14 protein-coding genes and 1 pseudogene are annotated in these 15,196 nt (G+C 74.2%); 7 read left to right on the top strand and 8 right to left on the bottom strand.

Going from position 1 to position 15,196, the window contains the following annotated elements; all coding sequences use genetic code 11:
* Nucleotides 1-104: 104 nt before the first annotated feature.
* The 3 genes from U5911_RS14015 to U5911_RS14005 are packed head-to-tail and all read left to right on the top strand — an operon-like array spanning nucleotide 105 to nucleotide 3,023.
* Entirely contained in the window at nucleotides 105-1,436 is a 1,332-nt protein-coding gene (locus U5911_RS14015) for a glycerate kinase type-2 family protein (RefSeq protein ID WP_336037680.1), read from the top strand.
* Between the two features lie 58 nt (nucleotides 1,437-1,494).
* Entirely contained in the window at nucleotides 1,495-2,646 is a 1,152-nt protein-coding gene (locus tag U5911_RS14010; RefSeq protein WP_336037679.1) for a thiolase family protein, read from the top strand.
* Entirely contained in the window at nucleotides 2,643-3,023 is a 381-nt protein-coding gene (locus U5911_RS14005) for a Zn-ribbon domain-containing OB-fold protein (RefSeq protein ID WP_336037678.1), read from the top strand. Before U5911_RS14010 ends, U5911_RS14005 begins: the two co-directional genes overlap by 4 nt.
* A 198-nt stretch (nucleotides 3,024-3,221) precedes the next feature.
* Here U5911_RS14005 and U5911_RS14000 read toward each other — a convergent pair whose 3' ends face one another.
* A complete protein-coding gene (locus tag U5911_RS14000; protein WP_336037677.1) occupies nucleotides 3,222-4,412 on the bottom strand; it encodes a GNAT family N-acetyltransferase in 1,191 nt (396 codons plus the stop codon).
* A gap of 69 nt (nucleotides 4,413-4,481) precedes the next feature.
* Entirely contained in the window at nucleotides 4,482-5,576 is a 1,095-nt protein-coding gene (locus U5911_RS13995; RefSeq protein ID WP_336037676.1) for an NADH:flavin oxidoreductase/NADH oxidase, read from the bottom strand.
* A 141-nt stretch (nucleotides 5,577-5,717) separates the two neighbouring features.
* Between U5911_RS13995 and U5911_RS13990 the strand changes: the two genes are divergently transcribed.
* Nucleotides 5,718-6,407 (top strand): DUF7504 family protein, encoded by a 690-nt coding sequence (locus U5911_RS13990; protein WP_336037675.1) that lies wholly within the window; start codon nucleotides 5,718-5,720, stop codon nucleotides 6,405-6,407.
* 185 nt (nucleotides 6,408-6,592) lie between these two features.
* Here U5911_RS13990 and U5911_RS16825 read toward each other — a convergent pair.
* Together U5911_RS16825 and U5911_RS13980 are read right to left on the bottom strand one after the other, a co-directional pair.
* Nucleotides 6,593-6,799, bottom strand: a pseudogene (locus U5911_RS16825) (hypothetical protein); the annotation flags it as partial.
* 57 nt (nucleotides 6,800-6,856) lie between these two features.
* The gene (locus U5911_RS13980) at nucleotides 6,857-7,804 is read right to left on the bottom strand and encodes a DUF3179 domain-containing protein (RefSeq protein ID WP_336037673.1); all 948 of its coding nucleotides are present in this window, start codon (nucleotides 7,802-7,804) and stop codon (nucleotides 6,857-6,859) included.
* Nucleotides 7,805-8,143: 339 nt separating this feature from the next.
* On the opposite strand from U5911_RS13980, the gene U5911_RS13975 reads away from it, so the two are divergent.
* Together U5911_RS13975 and U5911_RS13970 are read left to right on the top strand one after the other, a co-directional pair.
* On the top strand, nucleotides 8,144-9,253 hold the full coding sequence (locus U5911_RS13975) for a hypothetical protein (RefSeq protein WP_336037672.1): 1,110 nt from the start codon (nucleotides 8,144-8,146) through the stop codon (nucleotides 9,251-9,253).
* Nucleotides 9,254-9,378: 125 nt separating this feature from the next.
* Nucleotides 9,379-10,248 carry a transcription initiation factor IIB family protein gene (locus tag U5911_RS13970; protein ID WP_336037671.1) on the top strand — a complete coding sequence of 290 codons (870 nt, stop codon included), beginning with the start codon at nucleotides 9,379-9,381 and terminating at the stop codon, nucleotides 10,246-10,248.
* 24 nt (nucleotides 10,249-10,272) lie between these two features.
* Here U5911_RS13970 and U5911_RS13965 read toward each other — a convergent pair whose 3' ends face one another.
* A complete protein-coding gene (locus tag U5911_RS13965; protein WP_336037670.1) occupies nucleotides 10,273-11,046 on the bottom strand; it encodes a carbon-nitrogen hydrolase family protein in 774 nt (257 codons plus the stop codon).
* Nucleotides 11,047-11,174: 128 nt separating this feature from the next.
* Between U5911_RS13965 and U5911_RS13960 the strand changes: the two genes are divergently transcribed.
* Nucleotides 11,175-12,620, top strand: coding sequence for an aldehyde dehydrogenase family protein (locus U5911_RS13960; protein WP_336037669.1), 1,446 nt, complete (start codon nucleotides 11,175-11,177; stop codon nucleotides 12,618-12,620).
* Nucleotides 12,621-12,733: 113 nt separating this feature from the next.
* On the opposite strand, the gene U5911_RS13955 is transcribed toward U5911_RS13960, so the two are convergent.
* From U5911_RS13955 to U5911_RS13945, 3 genes are all read right to left on the bottom strand, one after another.
* The gene (locus U5911_RS13955; protein ID WP_336037668.1) at nucleotides 12,734-13,408 is read right to left on the bottom strand and encodes a helix-turn-helix domain-containing protein; all 675 of its coding nucleotides are present in this window, start codon (nucleotides 13,406-13,408) and stop codon (nucleotides 12,734-12,736) included.
* A gap of 174 nt (nucleotides 13,409-13,582) precedes the next feature.
* Nucleotides 13,583-13,723 carry a hypothetical protein gene (locus tag U5911_RS13950; protein ID WP_336037667.1) on the bottom strand — a complete coding sequence of 47 codons (141 nt, stop codon included), beginning with the start codon at nucleotides 13,721-13,723 and terminating at the stop codon, nucleotides 13,583-13,585.
* 140 nt (nucleotides 13,724-13,863) lie between these two features.
* On the bottom strand, nucleotides 13,864-15,183 hold the full coding sequence (locus tag U5911_RS13945) for an MFS transporter (protein WP_336037666.1): 1,320 nt from the start codon (nucleotides 15,181-15,183) through the stop codon (nucleotides 13,864-13,866).
* Between the last annotated feature and the right edge of the window lie 13 nt (nucleotides 15,184-15,196).

Genomic DNA, 15,196 nt, shown 5'->3' with positions numbered 1-15,196 from the left:
CCCTGGCACGCCCCCGCATTGAACGTTTGGCTTCCAGACGGCCCGGCGACTCCCCGCCTGTCCCGACCCGTGCGGTTTTGTCGCCGCCGCCCGTCTGCGTCGGCATGGTCGACGTGGCAGCCCGCGACGCGCTCGCCGACACGCCCGCTCGCGAGACCGCGCTGTCCTGCGTCGAAGCGGGCGTCGAGGCGGCGACTCCCGCCGAGTTCGTGCCGGACGCGGTCGCCAGGGACGGCGACACGCTGCACGTCGTGGACGCCGCCTACGACCTCGCGTCCCACGACCGCGTGGTCGCGTTCGGCGCCGGAAACGCCGCGGCGCACGTCGCCGCCGAACTCGCGGCAGTGCTCGGCGACCGCCTCGACGGCGGCGTCGTCGTGACCGACGACCCGGTCGCCGTGCCGGGCGTCGAGGTCCTGGAGAGCGACCACCCGATTCCGTCCGCGCGGGGCGTCGACGCGACGCGGCGACTGCTCGCCGCCGCGCGCGACTGCGGGTCGGAGACGCTCGCGCTCGTGGTCCTCACCGGCGGCGGCAGCGCCGTGCTGCCGGCGCCCGCCGGCGACCTCTCGCTGGACGACCTGCGCCGGGTCACCGACGCGCTCCTCGACTCGGGCGCCCCAATCCAGGCCGTCAACGCCGTCCGGAAGCACTGTTCGGCCGTGAAGGGCGGCCGGCTCGCCGCCGCGCTCGCGCCCGCGACTATCGCCACGCTCGCGGTCAGCGACGTGGTCGGCAACGACCTCTCCGTAGTCGCGAGCGGCCCGACCGTCCCGGACGAGACGACGTACGCGGACGCGCTCGCCGTCCTCGGCGACTACGGTTTGGACGCCCCGGGCGCGGTCCGCGACCACCTCGCAGCCGGCGCGCGCGGCGACCGCCCGGAGACCCCGGGCGCCGACCACCCGGCGTTCGCGCGCGCCGCCGCACACGTCCTCGCGGACGGCCACACGGCGCTCGCGGCAGCCGTCGAGACCGCCCGACAGCGCGGCTACGAGGCGACGCTGCTGTCCGGCCGCGTCGAGGGCGACGCGGCGGCCGCCGGCCGGACGCACGCCGCGGTCGCCGCCGAAATCCGCCAGACCGGGAACCCCCTCGAGCCGCCGGCCGTCGTCGTCTCCGGCGGCGAGCTCACCGTGTCGGTGGGGGACGCGGACGGCGTCGGCGGCCCGAACCAGACGTGCGCGCTGGCCGCCGCGCCCTCACTGCCAGGGGACGCCGCGTTCGCGTGCGTGGACACGGACGGCGTCGACGGGCCGACCGACTACGCGGGCGCCGTCGTCGACGCGAACACCGCCAACGACCCCGCTGCGGTGCGCCGCGCGCTCGCCGCCCGGGACGCCACCGGCTACCTCGACGGCCGGAACGCGCTCGTCGAGACCGGTCCCACAGGGACGAACGTCAACGACCTGCGCGTCCTCGTCGTCGAGGACTGACGGCGCGGCCCGCTGCCGATGGTGAAAGGGATAAGGTCCCGCTGTGCGAGCGTGGCGTATGGACCGCGTAGCAATCGTCGGTGCGTCGATGACGCAGTTCGGCGACCGCGACGCCTGGGTGCGGGAGTTGCTGGCGGAGGCCGGCGACGCCGCGCTCGACGACGCGGGCGTCCCGGGCGGCGACGTCGACCACCTCTACGTCTCGAACATGGCCAGCGGCGAGTTCGAGGGACAGACCGGCGTCCCGAACGCGCTCGCTCACGACCTCGACGCGCTGCCGGCGTACACCCAGCGCGTCGACCAGACCAGCGCGTCCGGCGGCGCCGGCGTGTACGCCGCCTGGCAGTCGGTCGCCTCCGGCGCCAGCGACCTGACCCTGCTCGTCGGCGGCGAGAAGATGACCCACCGGACGACCGGCGAGGCGACGGACGTCATCGCCAGCCTCACCCACCCCGTGGAGTACAAGCACGGCGTCACGCTCCCGAGTTTCGCGGGGCTGACCGCGCGCAAGTACCTCGAGGCGTACGACGCGCCGCGGGAGAGCCTCGGGAGGGTCGCGGTGAAGAACCACCGGAACGGCGTCGACAACCCCCACGCGCAGTTCCGGAAGGAGGTCGACCTGGAGACGGTCCTCGAGTCCCCGGTCGTCGCCGACCCCCTGCGCCTCTACGACTTCTGCCCGATCACGGACGGCAGCGCGGCGCTCGTGTTCTGCCCGGAGTCGGTCGCCGACTCGTACACCGACGACTACGTCGTGGTGTCCGGCGTCGGCGGCGCGACGGACACCCACGTCGTCCACGAGCGCGAGGACCCGACGACGATGGGCGGCGTCGTCGAGTCCTCGCGTGACGCCTACGAGATGGCCGACCGCGACCCCGGGGACGTCGACGTCGCCGAACTCCACGACATGTTCACCATCCTGGAGTTCCTGCAGAGCGAGGACCTCGGGTTCTTCGAGAAGGGCGAGGGCTGGAAGGCCGTCGAGGACGGCGTCACCGACCGCGACGGCGACCTCCCGATCAACACCTCGGGCGGACTGAAGTCGAAGGGCCACCCGCTCGGCGCGAGCGGCGTCGCACAGGTCTACGAGATCTACCAGCAGTTGCTCGGCGACGCGGGCGCCCGCCAGGTCGACGCCAGCGTCGGGCTGGCGTGCAACGTCGGCGGGTTCGGGAACTGCGTCACCACCACCATCCTCGAACAGCCATGACCGACGACACTCCGAGTTTCGACGCGCACCGCTGTCCGAACGGCCACGTCACCTACCCGGGACACACGCGGTGTCCGGACTGCGGGGAGGCACAGACCGGAACCGTCGACCTCGCGGACCGCACCGGCGAGGTCGTGACGTGGACGACGTCGACGGCGACGCCGCCGGGCGTCCGCGAGCCGAACCACCTCGCCATCGTGGAGTTCGACGTCGGCGGGGAGGCCGTGCGGGCGCTCGGCCAGCTCGCGACGGCCGACGGCGTCGAGATCGGCAGCGAGGTCGAGCCGGTGTACTGCGAACAGCTCCGCGAACCGGGCGCCGGCATCCGCGAACCCGACAGCCAGGACTGGGACGGCTTCCGGTTCGAGCCGGTGTAGGCGGGCGCTCGCGGCGCGGCGCGGCTCCGGATGGCAGGAGCGTGCAGACAGCGGTCGGCGGTCCGCGGGGGTGTGCTGTGCTCCGGGGCGGCGCTCGCGGTGGGCCCGGTCGTCCGGTGCGCCTGCGTCCCCCGCGGTCGGCGGTCAGGTCACGCCGGCGGTTGCTCCCGGCCTCGCTCTTGAACGTTCGGCTCCGCGTCAGAACCCCTCGCGGAGGAACGGCTGTCGTTCCGGGAACGCGTCGTCGAGCGCGTCGACGACGCCCGGGTCGGCGTCGACGTCGCCGACGGCCTCGAGTTCGCTGGCGCTCCGGTACCCGACGGACAGCTGGGAGAGCGCGCCGACGCCGAGCGCGACGTCCGCCTCTCGGTCGGCGCGCTCGACTGACGCGGTGCCGCCGGAGACGGTGACGCGGAAGGCGTCGTCGTTCCAGTCGGCGAGCGGGTCGGAGACGTCGAACACGGCGTCGAGCGTCACCTCTTCCGGGTACGAGAGCGCTTCGAGCGCGTCGGCGACGTCGACGAGGCGGACCATCGGCCCGAGGCGGAGGGTCGCGTCGACGCCGTCGGCGCCGTCCGGCGCGAGGTCGAGGAGGTCCTCGGTGGGCGAGGTCCAGACGCTCGCCGTCTCGACCTGCGAGTCGTGGTCGGCGACGAACCGGAGGACGGCGAGCCGGGCGTCGTGGTCGACGCACGCCCAGTCCATCACGCGCAGCGCCGGCTCGTCGTCGTCGCGGACGTCGTACGTGAGGTAGGCGGCGAGGTCGCCGCCGCGCTCGAAGCCGTAGACGTAGGGGTCGTCGTCCCAGCCGGCGAACACCCGCTTGCGCCACCACTCCTCGGTGCGGTCCATCGTGAGCTCGTAGCGGGCGCCGTGGGCGTCGTGGACGGCGTCCACGCGCTCCCAGTCGTCCTCGTCGAGGCGGACGAACTCGCCGTCGTAGGGCGGCGCGAACGACAGCGCCTCGACGTCGAGTTCGTGGCGGACCGCGCGCGTGCCGGTCGCCCAGCCGTACTTCGCGTAGAACGACCGCTTGAACGGCCAGAGCGCGGAGAGGTGGACGCCCTCGCCGCGGGACTGCGCGAGGCTGTCGGCGAGGAGCGCGCCGACGTGCCCCCGGCGGCGGTGTTCCGGCGGGCTCGCGACCACGGAGAGGCCGTGGAGGTCGTGGACGTCGCCGCGCAGGCGCGTCCGGAAGTCGATGTGCTTGCAGGTGGCGACCAGTTCGTCGCCGTCGTAGCGGCCGTACCGGTCGCCTATCTCGGCGCCCGGCGGGAGGCCATCGTCGTCAGCGTCGTCCCGTGGGCCGCGGTCGGCCCGGAACGCGTACCGGACGATCCGGCGGAAGGCGTCGAGGTCCTCGTCGGGGACGGGACGGAACTCGGGCATACGAAGACGACGCACGGAGACGCGCTTGAAGCTGTCGGGGCAGTGCGAACGAGTGCCGCGGTCGGCCGCTCAGAACGCGCGGTCGTACTGGACGGGGACGTCGACGGCGTCCTCGCGGCCGAGTTCCCGCGCCGCGTGCAGCGGGAAGTAGGGGTCGCGGAGGAACTCGCGGCCGACGAGCGCGAGGTCCGCGCGGCCGTTCCGCACGACTGCGTCGGCCTGCTGGGCGGTGGTGATGCCGCCGACGGTGCCGACGCCGACGTCCGTCTCGCGTTCGGCCCGGATGCGTTCGGCGAACCGGAGCTGGTAGTTCGGGCCGACCCACTCGACGTCCTGGTCGGGGTGGATGCCGCCGGAGGAGACGTCGACGAGGTCCGCGCCGGCGTCGTGGAGCGCGTCCGCGAGGCGGACCGACTGGTCGACGGTCCAGGCGTCGCGGTCGTCGAGCCAGTCGGTCGCGGAGATGCGGACGAACACCGCGCGGTCGCCCATCTCCCCGCGGGCGGCCTCGGTGACCTCCCGGACGAGCCGCGTCCGGTTCTCGAAGCTGCCGCCGTACTCGTCCTCGCGGCGGTTCGCGACCGGGGAGAGGAACTCGTGGAGGAGGTAGCCGTGCGCGGCGTGCACCTCGGCGATCTCGAAGCCGGCCTCGCGGGCGCGCCGGGCGCCCTCGCGGAACGACTCGACGACCGCGGCGACGCCGTCCCGGTCGAGGCGCCTCGTGGCCGGCGGGTCGCCCTCGTAGGGGTAGGGGACGGCGCTCGGCGCGACGGTCTCCCAGCCGCCCTCGTCGGGCTGGAGCGGCTCGCTGCCCTCCCAGGGGCGGGTCTTGGAGGCCTTCCGGCCGGCGTGCGCGAGCTGGATGCCAGGCGTCGCGCCCTGGGCCTTCACGAACTCCGCGATGGGCGCGAGCGCGTCGCGGTGGTCGTCGCTCCAGATGCCGAGGTCCTCTGGCGTGATGCGGCCGCGCGGTTCGACCGCGGTGGCCTCGGTCAGCACGACGCCGGCGCCGCCGACGGCGCGGGACCCGAGGTGGACGCGGTGCCAGTCGGTCGGGAGGCCGTCCCGGTCGTCGCAGGAGTACTGGCACATCGGGGAGACGGCGATGCGGTTCCGCGCGGTCGTCGACCGCACCTCGAGCGGCGAGAACACGTCGGTGGTCATCCCCGGAGCCTACCCGCCGCCGGGGCTTATGCCGCCCGGACCAGGGGGTGCTTGCCGGCTCTGTGCACTCGCGGCGGGAGTTTATCAAGCGGCGTTCTTCCAGAATATTTATCACCTCGGTGCCTGTGGGTCGACGTAGCAATGTCAGACGTTTCCCACGAGCGGGGCTGGGTGGACGACCCCGAGACGTTCACCGACGCGCTCGCGGACCTCGAGCGCGACGGCTGCGTGCTCCTCGTCCTCGAGTCGGCAGACGACGACGCCAGCCACGCCGGGTGTCGGCGACTGCTCGGCGACGACCCAGCAGTCGACCGGCGCCGCCTGTTCGTCTCGACGGACGGCACCGGCCAGGGCCACCCCGGCGTCCGGGCGACCGACCGCGCTAGCGGCGACCGGCGCGTCGTCGGCTACCGCACCGCGGCGCGGGGCGCCGTCGCCGCGGCCGGCACCGGCGACCCGGACGTGCCGACGACCACCGTCCGCGGCGACCTCGAGACCCTCGCGGCGACGGTCGAGTCGGAGGTCGACGCGCTCGCGCCACGCGACGGCTACGACGCCGGACAGTTGCGCGTCTGCGTGGACGCCCTCGGCGAACTGCTCGCCGCCGACGACCTGCTGTCCGTCCTCGAGTTCACGAAGTCGCTGCGCGCCGCAGTGACGGACGCGGACGGCATCGCGCACGTGCACGTCGGAACGCACGTCCCCGGCATCGCCGTCGAGGGCGTGCTCTCGCAGTTCGACGCGGTCGTGGAGGTCGCCGGCGACGACGACCCGCGCCAGCGCTGGCACCTCCCCGACGAGTCGCTTTCCACGCGCTGGCTGGAGCTCTAGTCCTCGAGGGCAGACTCGTCGAGGTCGCCGACCTCGTCCGCGTCCGGTGCCGCCTCCATCCCCTCGGCTTCCGGGTCCGCGTACTCGCCGCCCCCGGACGCGTCGTCGGCTCCGGTCTCGTGGCGCTCCCCGTCGTCTCCGGTCTCGTGGTTCTCCTCGTTCTCGTCGGGTTCGTGGCGTTCGTCGTCCTCGTCGGCCTCGTAGCGCTCCTCGTCCTCGTCTGAGTCCGCATCGTCGTCGCCCTCGGCCACGGCGATCTCGGCCTCGACCTCGATGGTGAGCCCGGGCGCTTCCAGTTCCGCCTCGAACTCGTCCTCGTCGCCGGCCTCGACCTCGAGTTCGGTTGAGTCCACTTCGACCTCGACCTCGGTGTCGACGTACGTCTCGGGCATACTCGAGGGTACGGCGTCGCGCTGGGTAAAACCACGTGGCCGAGGGGGCGACCGGGGTTACGGCGACCAGAAGGCGTCCGCGCCGTGGTCGTCCTGCCACGCGAACGCGAACAGGCGGCGCGCGGGCAGGCGCTCGAGGCTGCGGCCGTCGGCGCTCTCGCCGGTCGCACCGTTCCACGTCGCGCCGTCGGCCTCGAAGCCGTCCTCGGTCGGCGCGAACTCGTAGCCAGGGTCCGCGAACGCGTGGACGCCGTCCGCCGTGGCGAACACCACGGCGGGCTCGCCGCCGACGGCGGCGGTCGCGACCCCGCCGGCGTCGGCGACCCGCGAGACGGGGAAACCGAGCGCGTCGCCGCCGCGTTCGAGGCCCAGCACGACCGTCTTCGCGTCCAGGTCGTCGCCGCGGTCCCACGAGCGGCCGCCGTCGACGCCGCGGTGTGCCGCCAGCCCGAAGCCCTCGCGGTCGAAGTACGACTCGTAGGGGTCGTCCCCGTAGTCGACGGGCGCCGGGTCGTCGGTGTCGCTGGCGGCCTCGCTCTCCGCGTCCGCGGGCTGGAGGACGACGCCGTCCGGGTGGCGGTCGCGGAACGCGCCGACGCTCGTCACGCTCGCCGGGAGGACGGTGAGCTCGGCGCCCTCGAGTTCGCCGGCGATGCACGCGCCGAGGGACTGCTTCCACTCGCTGCCGGTCTCGCGGTCGTACATCACGAGGTCGTCGTCCGCGAGCTTCCCGGAGACGCCGAACTCGAGCGTCCGGCCGTCGACGCGGCGCTCGTAGGCCACCGCGCTCCCGCAGAGCGGACACCACGTCACCGCGACCGGCGTTCCGTCGACGACGCCGTTGACGATCTCGTGGAAGTTCAGGACCCGGACCGGGTACGCCTTCGGCGGGTCGTCGCCGAGGACGACGGCGTCGTCGTCCGCGTCGCCGAGGTAGTCGACCCCGAACTCGGGGTCGTCGATGCTCGGGATGGCGTCCTTCGGGAGGACGTTCGTGACGTTCACGGACGCGCGTACGCCCAACCCCGGGAAAGTCGTTGCGCCGGCCGAGCGTCCCGGAGCGTCGGTGCCCCGACCGCGCGTCCCGGAGCGTCGGTGCCCCGACCGCGCGTCCCGGAGCGTCGGTGCCCCGACCGCGCGTCCCGGAGCGTCGCTACCGGCGCGTGCCGCTGCGAGCGCCGGCGCGTCGCCCGCCCAGGCCCCGTCGCTCTGCGCCGGAGCGCTGCAGTTCGGGGAACAGCCGCCGAGACCGCCGTAATCCGCCTAGAAATCGTGTTAACTGTGCTTAATCGGCCGTGAGAGCGTGGACCGTTTATGCGTCCGCGGCCGGTAGCGACGCCCGTCATGAGGCACACCACGCTCGGCGTCGCGGCACTCGTCGTCCTCGCGGCGGCCGTGGTCCCGTTCGGGGCCGCCGCCTCCGTCGGGGCGGACGTCGGTGGAACGGCGTCGCTCGCAGAGGACGGAGCGGCGAGCCAGTCCAGCGGTGCGGCGAGCCAGACCGGTGGCGCGACGGACGGCCACTCGGCGGCAGCGACCGACGGCCACTCGACGGCGGCGACAGGCGACCGGTCCGAGGAGGCGACCAACAACTCCTCGGTCCCGCCCGGCGCCCGGTTGAGCGGCGTCGTGGGCGTCCAGCGGGCTGAACTGGACGGCGAGGTCCAGCGGCGCGCGTTCGGCGTCCGCGTCGCGAACGCGGCCTCGAGCGACGCGAAGGCGGCGGTGGTCGCGGCGACCACGACGGACCTCCGGGACCGGCTCGCGGAGCTCCGGGAGCGCCGCGACAGCCTCCGCGAGGCGCACCGGAACGGCTCCCTGAGCGGTGGCGCGTTCGCCGCGCGGATGGCGTCGCTGAACGCCGAAGCACGCTCCGTCCAGCGGCTCGCGGACAGCGCGGCGGACGCGTCCAGCGGGCTCCCGGCGGACGCGCTCGACGCGGCGGGCGTGAGCGTCGACCGCATCCGGACGCTGCGGCAGCACGCGGCGAACGCGAGCGGCCCGGAGGTCGCAGCGACGGCGCGCACCGTCGCCGGCGTCGACGTCGCCCTCGGTGGTACCGACGGCGAGAAAGCGGACGAGAACGCCACTGCGGACGGCGACGCGGCTGCCGCCGTCGACCGCGCCGAGGCGGCGGTCGATGGCGCTCGCGACGACGTCGAGCGCGCCGACGACGAGGTGAGCGAGACCGACGCGGAGGCGGCGACCGCGCTGGCGACCGCGGACGCCGAACTCGCCGACGCAGCGGCCTCGCTGGCCGCCGCGCGGGCGGCGCTCGACGAGGGCGACGAGGCGGCCGCCAGCGAGCACGCGGCGGCCGCCCTCGAGTCGGCATCGACGGCGGCCGACAGCGCGGAGACCGCACTCGAACTCGCGGTGGACGCCGACACGACGGCCACGACTGTCGCGAGCACCGGCGACGGGACCGCGGCCGCGACGGCCGGCAGCGCGTAGTGGGGCTCGTCGGAGTGCGACCGACAGCACGGAATGGGGCTCGCCGGACCGGAACGGGAGGACGCGTGCGGAGATACCGAACCCCGAGTTATTTGTCCCCGCATCCCACACTCGGGGACGAGTAGATGACGACGGACGAGACGAGCGTCGAGTCGCGCACGGTCGTCGAGGCGCTCGACCTGATCGAGGACGCCGCCCGGGAGCTCGGCGTCCCGGCAGCGACGACGGAGACGGCCGCGGCGGTGTACCGGCGACACCGGGACCAGCGGCCGACGCACGGCCACGACGTCTCGACGGCCGCGGCGGCGTGCCTCTACGTCGCCTGCAAGGTCGAGCGCGTCCCGCGGACCGTCGACGAGGTGGTGGAGGCGACCGGCGTCGACCGCACGCAGTTGCTGCGGCGCGCGAAGGCGGTGACGAACGAGCTCGGCATCGACCTCTCGGGGTTCGCGGACGCCACGCAGTACGTCGACCGGTACGCCGAGGAGCTCGGCCTCCCCGAGTCGGTCGCCGAGCGCGCCCGCGACGTCGTCGCGTACTGCGAGGACGCCGGCATCGCCGGCGGGAAGTCCCCGAGCGGCTGGGCGGCGGCGGCCATCTACAACGCGGCCGTGGAGGCGGACCTGCCCGTCCGCCAGGACACGCTCACGGACCTCGCGGACGTCACGCACGTCACCATCCGGAACCGGTACCAGGAGCAACGCGAGGTGCTGCGCGAGCGGAACCCGCCGCCGGCGACGGCCGAGGAGGCGGTGGACTGGTACTGCGAGTACCTGCCGGCGTCGTCGTACGTGGCCTCGAGCGCGAAGGAGCTGCTCGCGGTCGCCGCTGACGGCCGCGACGTCGACGAGGCGCCGGCCGCGTGGGCGGCGGCCGCGCTCCGCGTCGCGGGGAAGCGCGCGGGGACGCCCATCGGGATGAAGGCGCTGAAGACGCCCGCCGGGTGTGCGTCGTCGGCCGTCCACGAGCGCGCCAGCGAGCTCGACGCGCTGTAGGCGAGGGTCGCGCCCGAAGCGGGCTCACTCGTCCGCGAACACGGGGACGAACGAGCGCTGCTCCTCCAGGATCTCGGGGTCGAGGTCGGCGACGAGGCTGCGCTCGTCGCGGTCGAGCGCGTGACTGACCGTGCCGTCCGGCCGGACGACCGCCGACCGGCCGGCGTACGTGACCGGCTCGCTGTCCGGGAGGTCGCGGTCGCCCGTGCGGCCGCAGCCGACGACCCACCGGACGCCGTCGAGGGCGCGAGCGCGCAGGAGGAGCCGCCAGTTCTCGCTGTACGCGCCAGGCCACGCGCCGACGACGAACAGCGCGTCGACGCGCCGCTCGGCGAACTCGGCGCTGACGTCGACGAAGTTCAGGTCGTAGCACGTGACGACGCCGGCCTCGCCGACGGGCGCGTCGACGGTCACAGCGTCCTCGCCGGCGGTGAGGACGTCGGCTTCGCCGCCCCAGAGGTTCCGCTTGCGGTAGTGGGTGCGGTCGCCGTCCGGCGCGACGTAGACGGCGGTGTTGTAGTAGTCGCCGTCCGCGGCCTCGACGTAGCCGGCGAGGACGGCGGTGTCGTAGTCGCTGGCGGACGCTGCGAGCCGGTCGAGCTCGGGCCCGTCCCGGGCGAGCGCGGCGTCGCGGACGCGGTCGTCGGCGACGAAGCCGGTGAGCGCGTACTCGGGGAACAGCGCGACGTCGACGCGCTCCGGGAGGGCGGCGAGGCGCTCGCCGACGGTGGCGAGGTTCGCGTGCGGGTCGAGGTCGGCGACGGTTGTCTGGCAGGCGGCGACGGTCGGCGCTGGCACGCGCCGACGTGCGAGTCGCGCCGTCAAAAAACCCCCGCGAGCGGTCGCCGCCGCGGCGCCGCGCCCGGGCGGTAGACTTTATCCAGTTGTGAGTAAACTCTATACCGCAGGCGTCCGAAGGGGAGGCCATGGGACAAGAGGCCATGCGTCGCCGCGAGCGGCTGTACGTCGGCGGCGAGTGGGTGTCGGGCCCGGACACCTTCTCCGTCACCGACCTCGCCGACGGCGGCACGTTCGCGGACGTGGCCGCGGCGGACGAAGCACACGCCGAGCGCGCGCTCGCCGCCGCGGAGGCGGCGAAGCCGACGCTCCGCGAGACGACGATTCCACAGCGCTGCGAGTGGCTCCAGGCCGTCGCCGACGGCCTGCGCGAGCGCGAGGAGGAACTCGCCGAGGTCGTCGTCCGCGAGGCCGGCAAACCGATATCCAGCGCGCGCGGCGAGGTCGAGAGCGCCGCCGAGCGCTTCGAGCGCGCGATCGGGGAGATCCGCCACCTGAAAGGCGAGTACCGCCAGGGCACAACGAGCGGCCACGAGGGCTGGCAGGCCATCGTCAAGCCCGAGCCGGTCGGCGCGGTGCTGTGCATCACGCCGTACAACTACCCGCTGGCGACCACCGCGCTCCAGGTCGCGCCCGCGCTCGCCGCCGGCAACGCGGTGCTGCTGAAGCCCGCGAGCAAGACGCCCGTGAGCGCCGCCATCCTCGCCGAGATCGTCGCGGACGTCGGTCTGCCGGACGGCGCGTTCAACTTCGTGCCGGGCCAGGCCAGCGAGATCGGCGACACGCTCTCGGGGGACGACCGCGTGAACGCCATCGCGATGACCGGGTCCTCGGGCGCCGGCAAACACGTCGCCTCCCAGTCCGGGATGGTGAACCTCCACATGGAGCTCGGCGGGAACGCGCCCGCCGTCGTCTTCGAGGACGCCGACCTCGAGGAGGCCGCCGCCGCTGCCGCGAAGGGGTCGCTGAAGTACGCCGGTCAGCGCTGCTCGGCCGTCTCGCGCGTGCTCGCCCACGAGTCCGTCCACGACGACCTCGTCGAGCGCATCGAGGCGGGGATGAGCGAGTGGGTGCTCGGCGACCTCTTCGAGGAGGACACGGACCTCGGGCCGCTCATCAGCGCCGAGCAGGCCGACTGGGTGCAGGAGCTCGTCGACGACGCCGTCGACCGCGGCGCGCGCGTCGTGACGGGCGGCGACCGCTACGAGGACGGCGACGGCGTCCACGTCTTCGAGCCGACGCTGCTCGCCGACGTGCCCCGGGAGGCCCGCATCGTCGACGAGGAGCAGTTCGGACCCGTCTGCGCCGTGACGACGTTCGCTGACGAGCGCGAGGCGGTCGAGATCGCGAACGGCTCGGACCTCGCGCTCGACGCGTGCGTGTTCACGGCCGACTACGACCGCGCGCTGCGCACGGCCGACCGCATCGACGCGGGCGCGGTCCGCGTCAACGGCGCGCCCAGCCACGGCCTCGGCGACATCCCGTTCGGCGGCAACGAGGACTCCGGCATCGGCCGCGAGGGCATCGACAAGACCATCCGCGAGTTCGTCCGCCAGAAGTCCATCGTCCTGTAACCGGCGCGCCCGCGCGGCCCCGGTGTGCTCTTCTCCGTTCGTCGCGGCCGCTGTTCGCCCTCAGCGTCCGCTTCACTCTTCGTCGCGGCCGCTGTTCGCCCGCCGCGTAGGGTTCACCGTTCGTCGCCGACGCCGTCGCCGTCGCCTGCGACCGTCGAGACGATCAGTCGCCTGATTCCCCGGCGGAGGAGTCCGCCGGCGGCCGGCTGGGAGATGCCGAGTTCGGCCGCGACCTCCCTGAGTGTCGCCGCCCGCGGCTCCTCGAAGTACCCCATCTCGAGGGCGAGCAGTATCGCCTCCTCCTGGTCGTCGGTCAGCCCGACGCCGGTCTCGGCGGGGCTCGCGTCGTCGCGCACTCGCTGGAGGGAGAACTCGATGCCGCGTTCGGTCGCGTACTCCCACAGGGAGGCCAGTGCCGCCCTGTCGGGGAGCCAGACGCGCACCGTCCATGACGCGTCGTCCTCGTTGGTCCAGTCGAGGGAGACGCCGTTCGCGTCCGAGACCGCGGCCGAGAACGCGGTCGCCCCGGCCGCGTACTCGAAGCTGTAGACGGCCTCGCCGTCGTCCTCGAGGACGCGCTCGTAGGCGTCGATCGTCGCGTCGCTGTCCAGGCCCGCCTCGAAGCGGTCGAAATCGTCCGTCTGGACGGTGAACAGGTGCGTGCCGAGGTTCGGGACGGTCCCCCTCCCGGAGACCGGCCGGACCGTCGCGGCGTCGTCGTGGGCGACGGTCGCGGTCAACGCGAGATCCGGCGAACTGACCCGGAGGGTTGCTGTGATGTCGCTCATGGGTCCCGCTCCGTTCCCGGCGCGATGCGGGAGGGTTCGCGGCGCCCGCGTATCAAAGGTTCGGCGCGCGAGAGAGTGTGCTTCGCCGTCGTGAACGCTCGCCTCGGACCGCCGCCCGTACAGGCCCGGCCCCTATACTGGTACGCACGAGTGCACCACGCGGCGGCCGGTCGCTCACTCGTACTGGTTCAGCGCGCTGGCGGCGCGGCGGCCGAACTCGATCAGGGCCGCCGACGGCATCGCGGGGAGGTACTGGGTCAGTTCTGTCTGGTCGACGCGCGTGCTGTCCGTGGTCGCCGAGTGGTGGGTCGTCATCGTCGGTCGAACGTTGTCCCCGGAGGCCGGTGAGGGCACGGATTATCAGTATAAGGCGTATTTACGGGAGGTCGCTTCGCGGTCTCGCACCGGCGGGCCGCCACGGGGCCGCTGGGCTCTCCTGCGGTCGCTGCGCGCGGTCACGACCGGTGGCCATCCGCGCCCCCCGGGACGGGCGTCGACTGGGGCGCTAGCGCGGCGACGGCCAGCCCCGCGAGCACGAGTGCGCTCGCGGCGACGAACGCGACCACGTAGCCGTGCGCGGACGCGAGCGCGCCGCCGAGCACGCTCCCGGCGGCAGTGCCGAGGCCGCCGAGCGCCGCGTACGCGCCGAGCGCGTCGCCCCTGATGGCCGGCGGCGCGAGGCGCGCGACGATGCTGGTGCCGGCGACGGCGACCACCGCCCACGTCAGGCCGAGCACGACGAACGCCGCGACGAACCCCGGGAACGCGAGCGCGCCGAGGACGGCGACGAACGCGACGCCCGGGAACGTCGCGGTGCGCACGGCGAGCGCGGCGGTCAGCGCGGACTGCGGCGTCCGCGCCGCGGCGACGCGGCCGGCGGGGCCGTACGCGGCGGCCGAGGCGGCGCTCGAGACGACGAACAGCGCGAACACGCGGTCGCTGCCGAGCGCCTGGTCGCCGGCCAGGTAGGCGGGCAGCGGCCCGAAGAACGCCGCGAAGCCCGCGAAGAACAGCGCGGCGGCGGCGAGGTAGCCGGCCAGCGGGGGCGTCAGGCGTGCCGCGAGCACGCGCGGGTCGAGCCGCCGGAGCGCCCAGAACGACCGCAGGCCGGAGAACGGCGACAGCCGGAGGCCGCGGCCGGCGCCGCGCTGCAGTCCCTCGATGGCGTCGCCGGCGCGACCGAACCGCGCGGAGGAGACGTCCGGGCGGCCGGGCAGCCAGGCCCACGCGAGCAGCGTCGCGACCGCACAGGAGGCGGCCGAGGCGGCGAAGAACCACCGGTGGGCGGCGAGCTCGGAGGTGTAGCGGGTGCCGACGGCGGTCCACGCGGCGCCGGCGAGGAGGCCGCCGAGCCAGCCGTACCCCTGCCAGGCGTTCAGCGCGCCGACGCGGCGCTCCCACTCGCTGTCCGGGTGGCCGGCGACGACGAGCAGTGCGAGCACCGGGGCGGCCGCGGAGACGCCGAACAGGAGCGCGGCGTTCGCGGCGACGACGCCGGCCAGCGAGTCGGCGAACGGGAGCGCGGCGAACGCCGCTGCGGAGAGCGCGAGGCTGGCGAGCAGGAACGGCCGGTAGCGGCCGCTGCGAGCGGCGAGCCGCCCCCAGAGGAGCGCGCCGGGGATGCCGGCGGACGCGGCGGTGGCGCCGACGACGGCGACGACGAGCGCGCCAGCGCCGAGTTCGATGGCGTACAGCGGCACGAGGACGGACGCGGCGCCGACGGTGGCGTAGCCGAGACTCCAGGCGGCCAGCCAGCGGTCGCCGTGGTCGGTCACGGGCCCTGCGTCG

Origin of the sequence: Halobacterium yunchengense, assembly GCF_037031165.1 — an archaeon.
GTDB lineage: Archaea > Halobacteriota > Halobacteria > Halobacteriales > Halobacteriaceae > Halobacterium > Halobacterium yunchengense.
Note: the sequence above shows the minus strand (reverse complement) of the source record. Positions and strands in the feature narration are given on the sequence as shown.

What these genes read in the sequence shown, in the direction of transcription:
- U5911_RS13975 (WP_336037672.1), top strand. Translation starts at nt 8,144, where the DNA reads ATGAGGCACACCACGCTCGGCGTCGCGGCACTCGTCGTCCTCGCGGCG.
- U5911_RS14010 (WP_336037679.1), top strand. Translation starts at nt 1,495, where the DNA reads ATGGACCGCGTAGCAATCGTCGGTGCGTCGATGACGCAGTTCGGCGAC.
- U5911_RS13955 (WP_336037668.1), bottom strand. Translation starts at nt 13,408, where the DNA reads ATGAGCGACATCACAGCAACCCTCCGGGTCAGTTCGCCGGATCTCGCG.
- U5911_RS14005 (WP_336037678.1), top strand. Translation starts at nt 2,643, where the DNA reads ATGACCGACGACACTCCGAGTTTCGACGCGCACCGCTGTCCGAACGGC.
- U5911_RS13950 (WP_336037667.1), bottom strand. Translation starts at nt 13,723, where the DNA reads ATGACGACCCACCACTCGGCGACCACGGACAGCACGCGCGTCGACCAG.
- U5911_RS13990 (WP_336037675.1), top strand. Translation starts at nt 5,718, where the DNA reads ATGTCAGACGTTTCCCACGAGCGGGGCTGGGTGGACGACCCCGAGACG.
- U5911_RS13960 (WP_336037669.1), top strand. Translation starts at nt 11,175, where the DNA reads ATGGGACAAGAGGCCATGCGTCGCCGCGAGCGGCTGTACGTCGGCGGC.
- U5911_RS13970 (WP_336037671.1), top strand. Translation starts at nt 9,379, where the DNA reads ATGACGACGGACGAGACGAGCGTCGAGTCGCGCACGGTCGTCGAGGCG.
- U5911_RS14000 (WP_336037677.1), bottom strand. Translation starts at nt 4,412, where the DNA reads ATGCCCGAGTTCCGTCCCGTCCCCGACGAGGACCTCGACGCCTTCCGC.
- U5911_RS14015 (WP_336037680.1), top strand. Translation starts at nt 105, where the DNA reads ATGGTCGACGTGGCAGCCCGCGACGCGCTCGCCGACACGCCCGCTCGC.
- U5911_RS13995 (WP_336037676.1), bottom strand. Translation starts at nt 5,576, where the DNA reads ATGACCACCGACGTGTTCTCGCCGCTCGAGGTGCGGTCGACGACCGCG.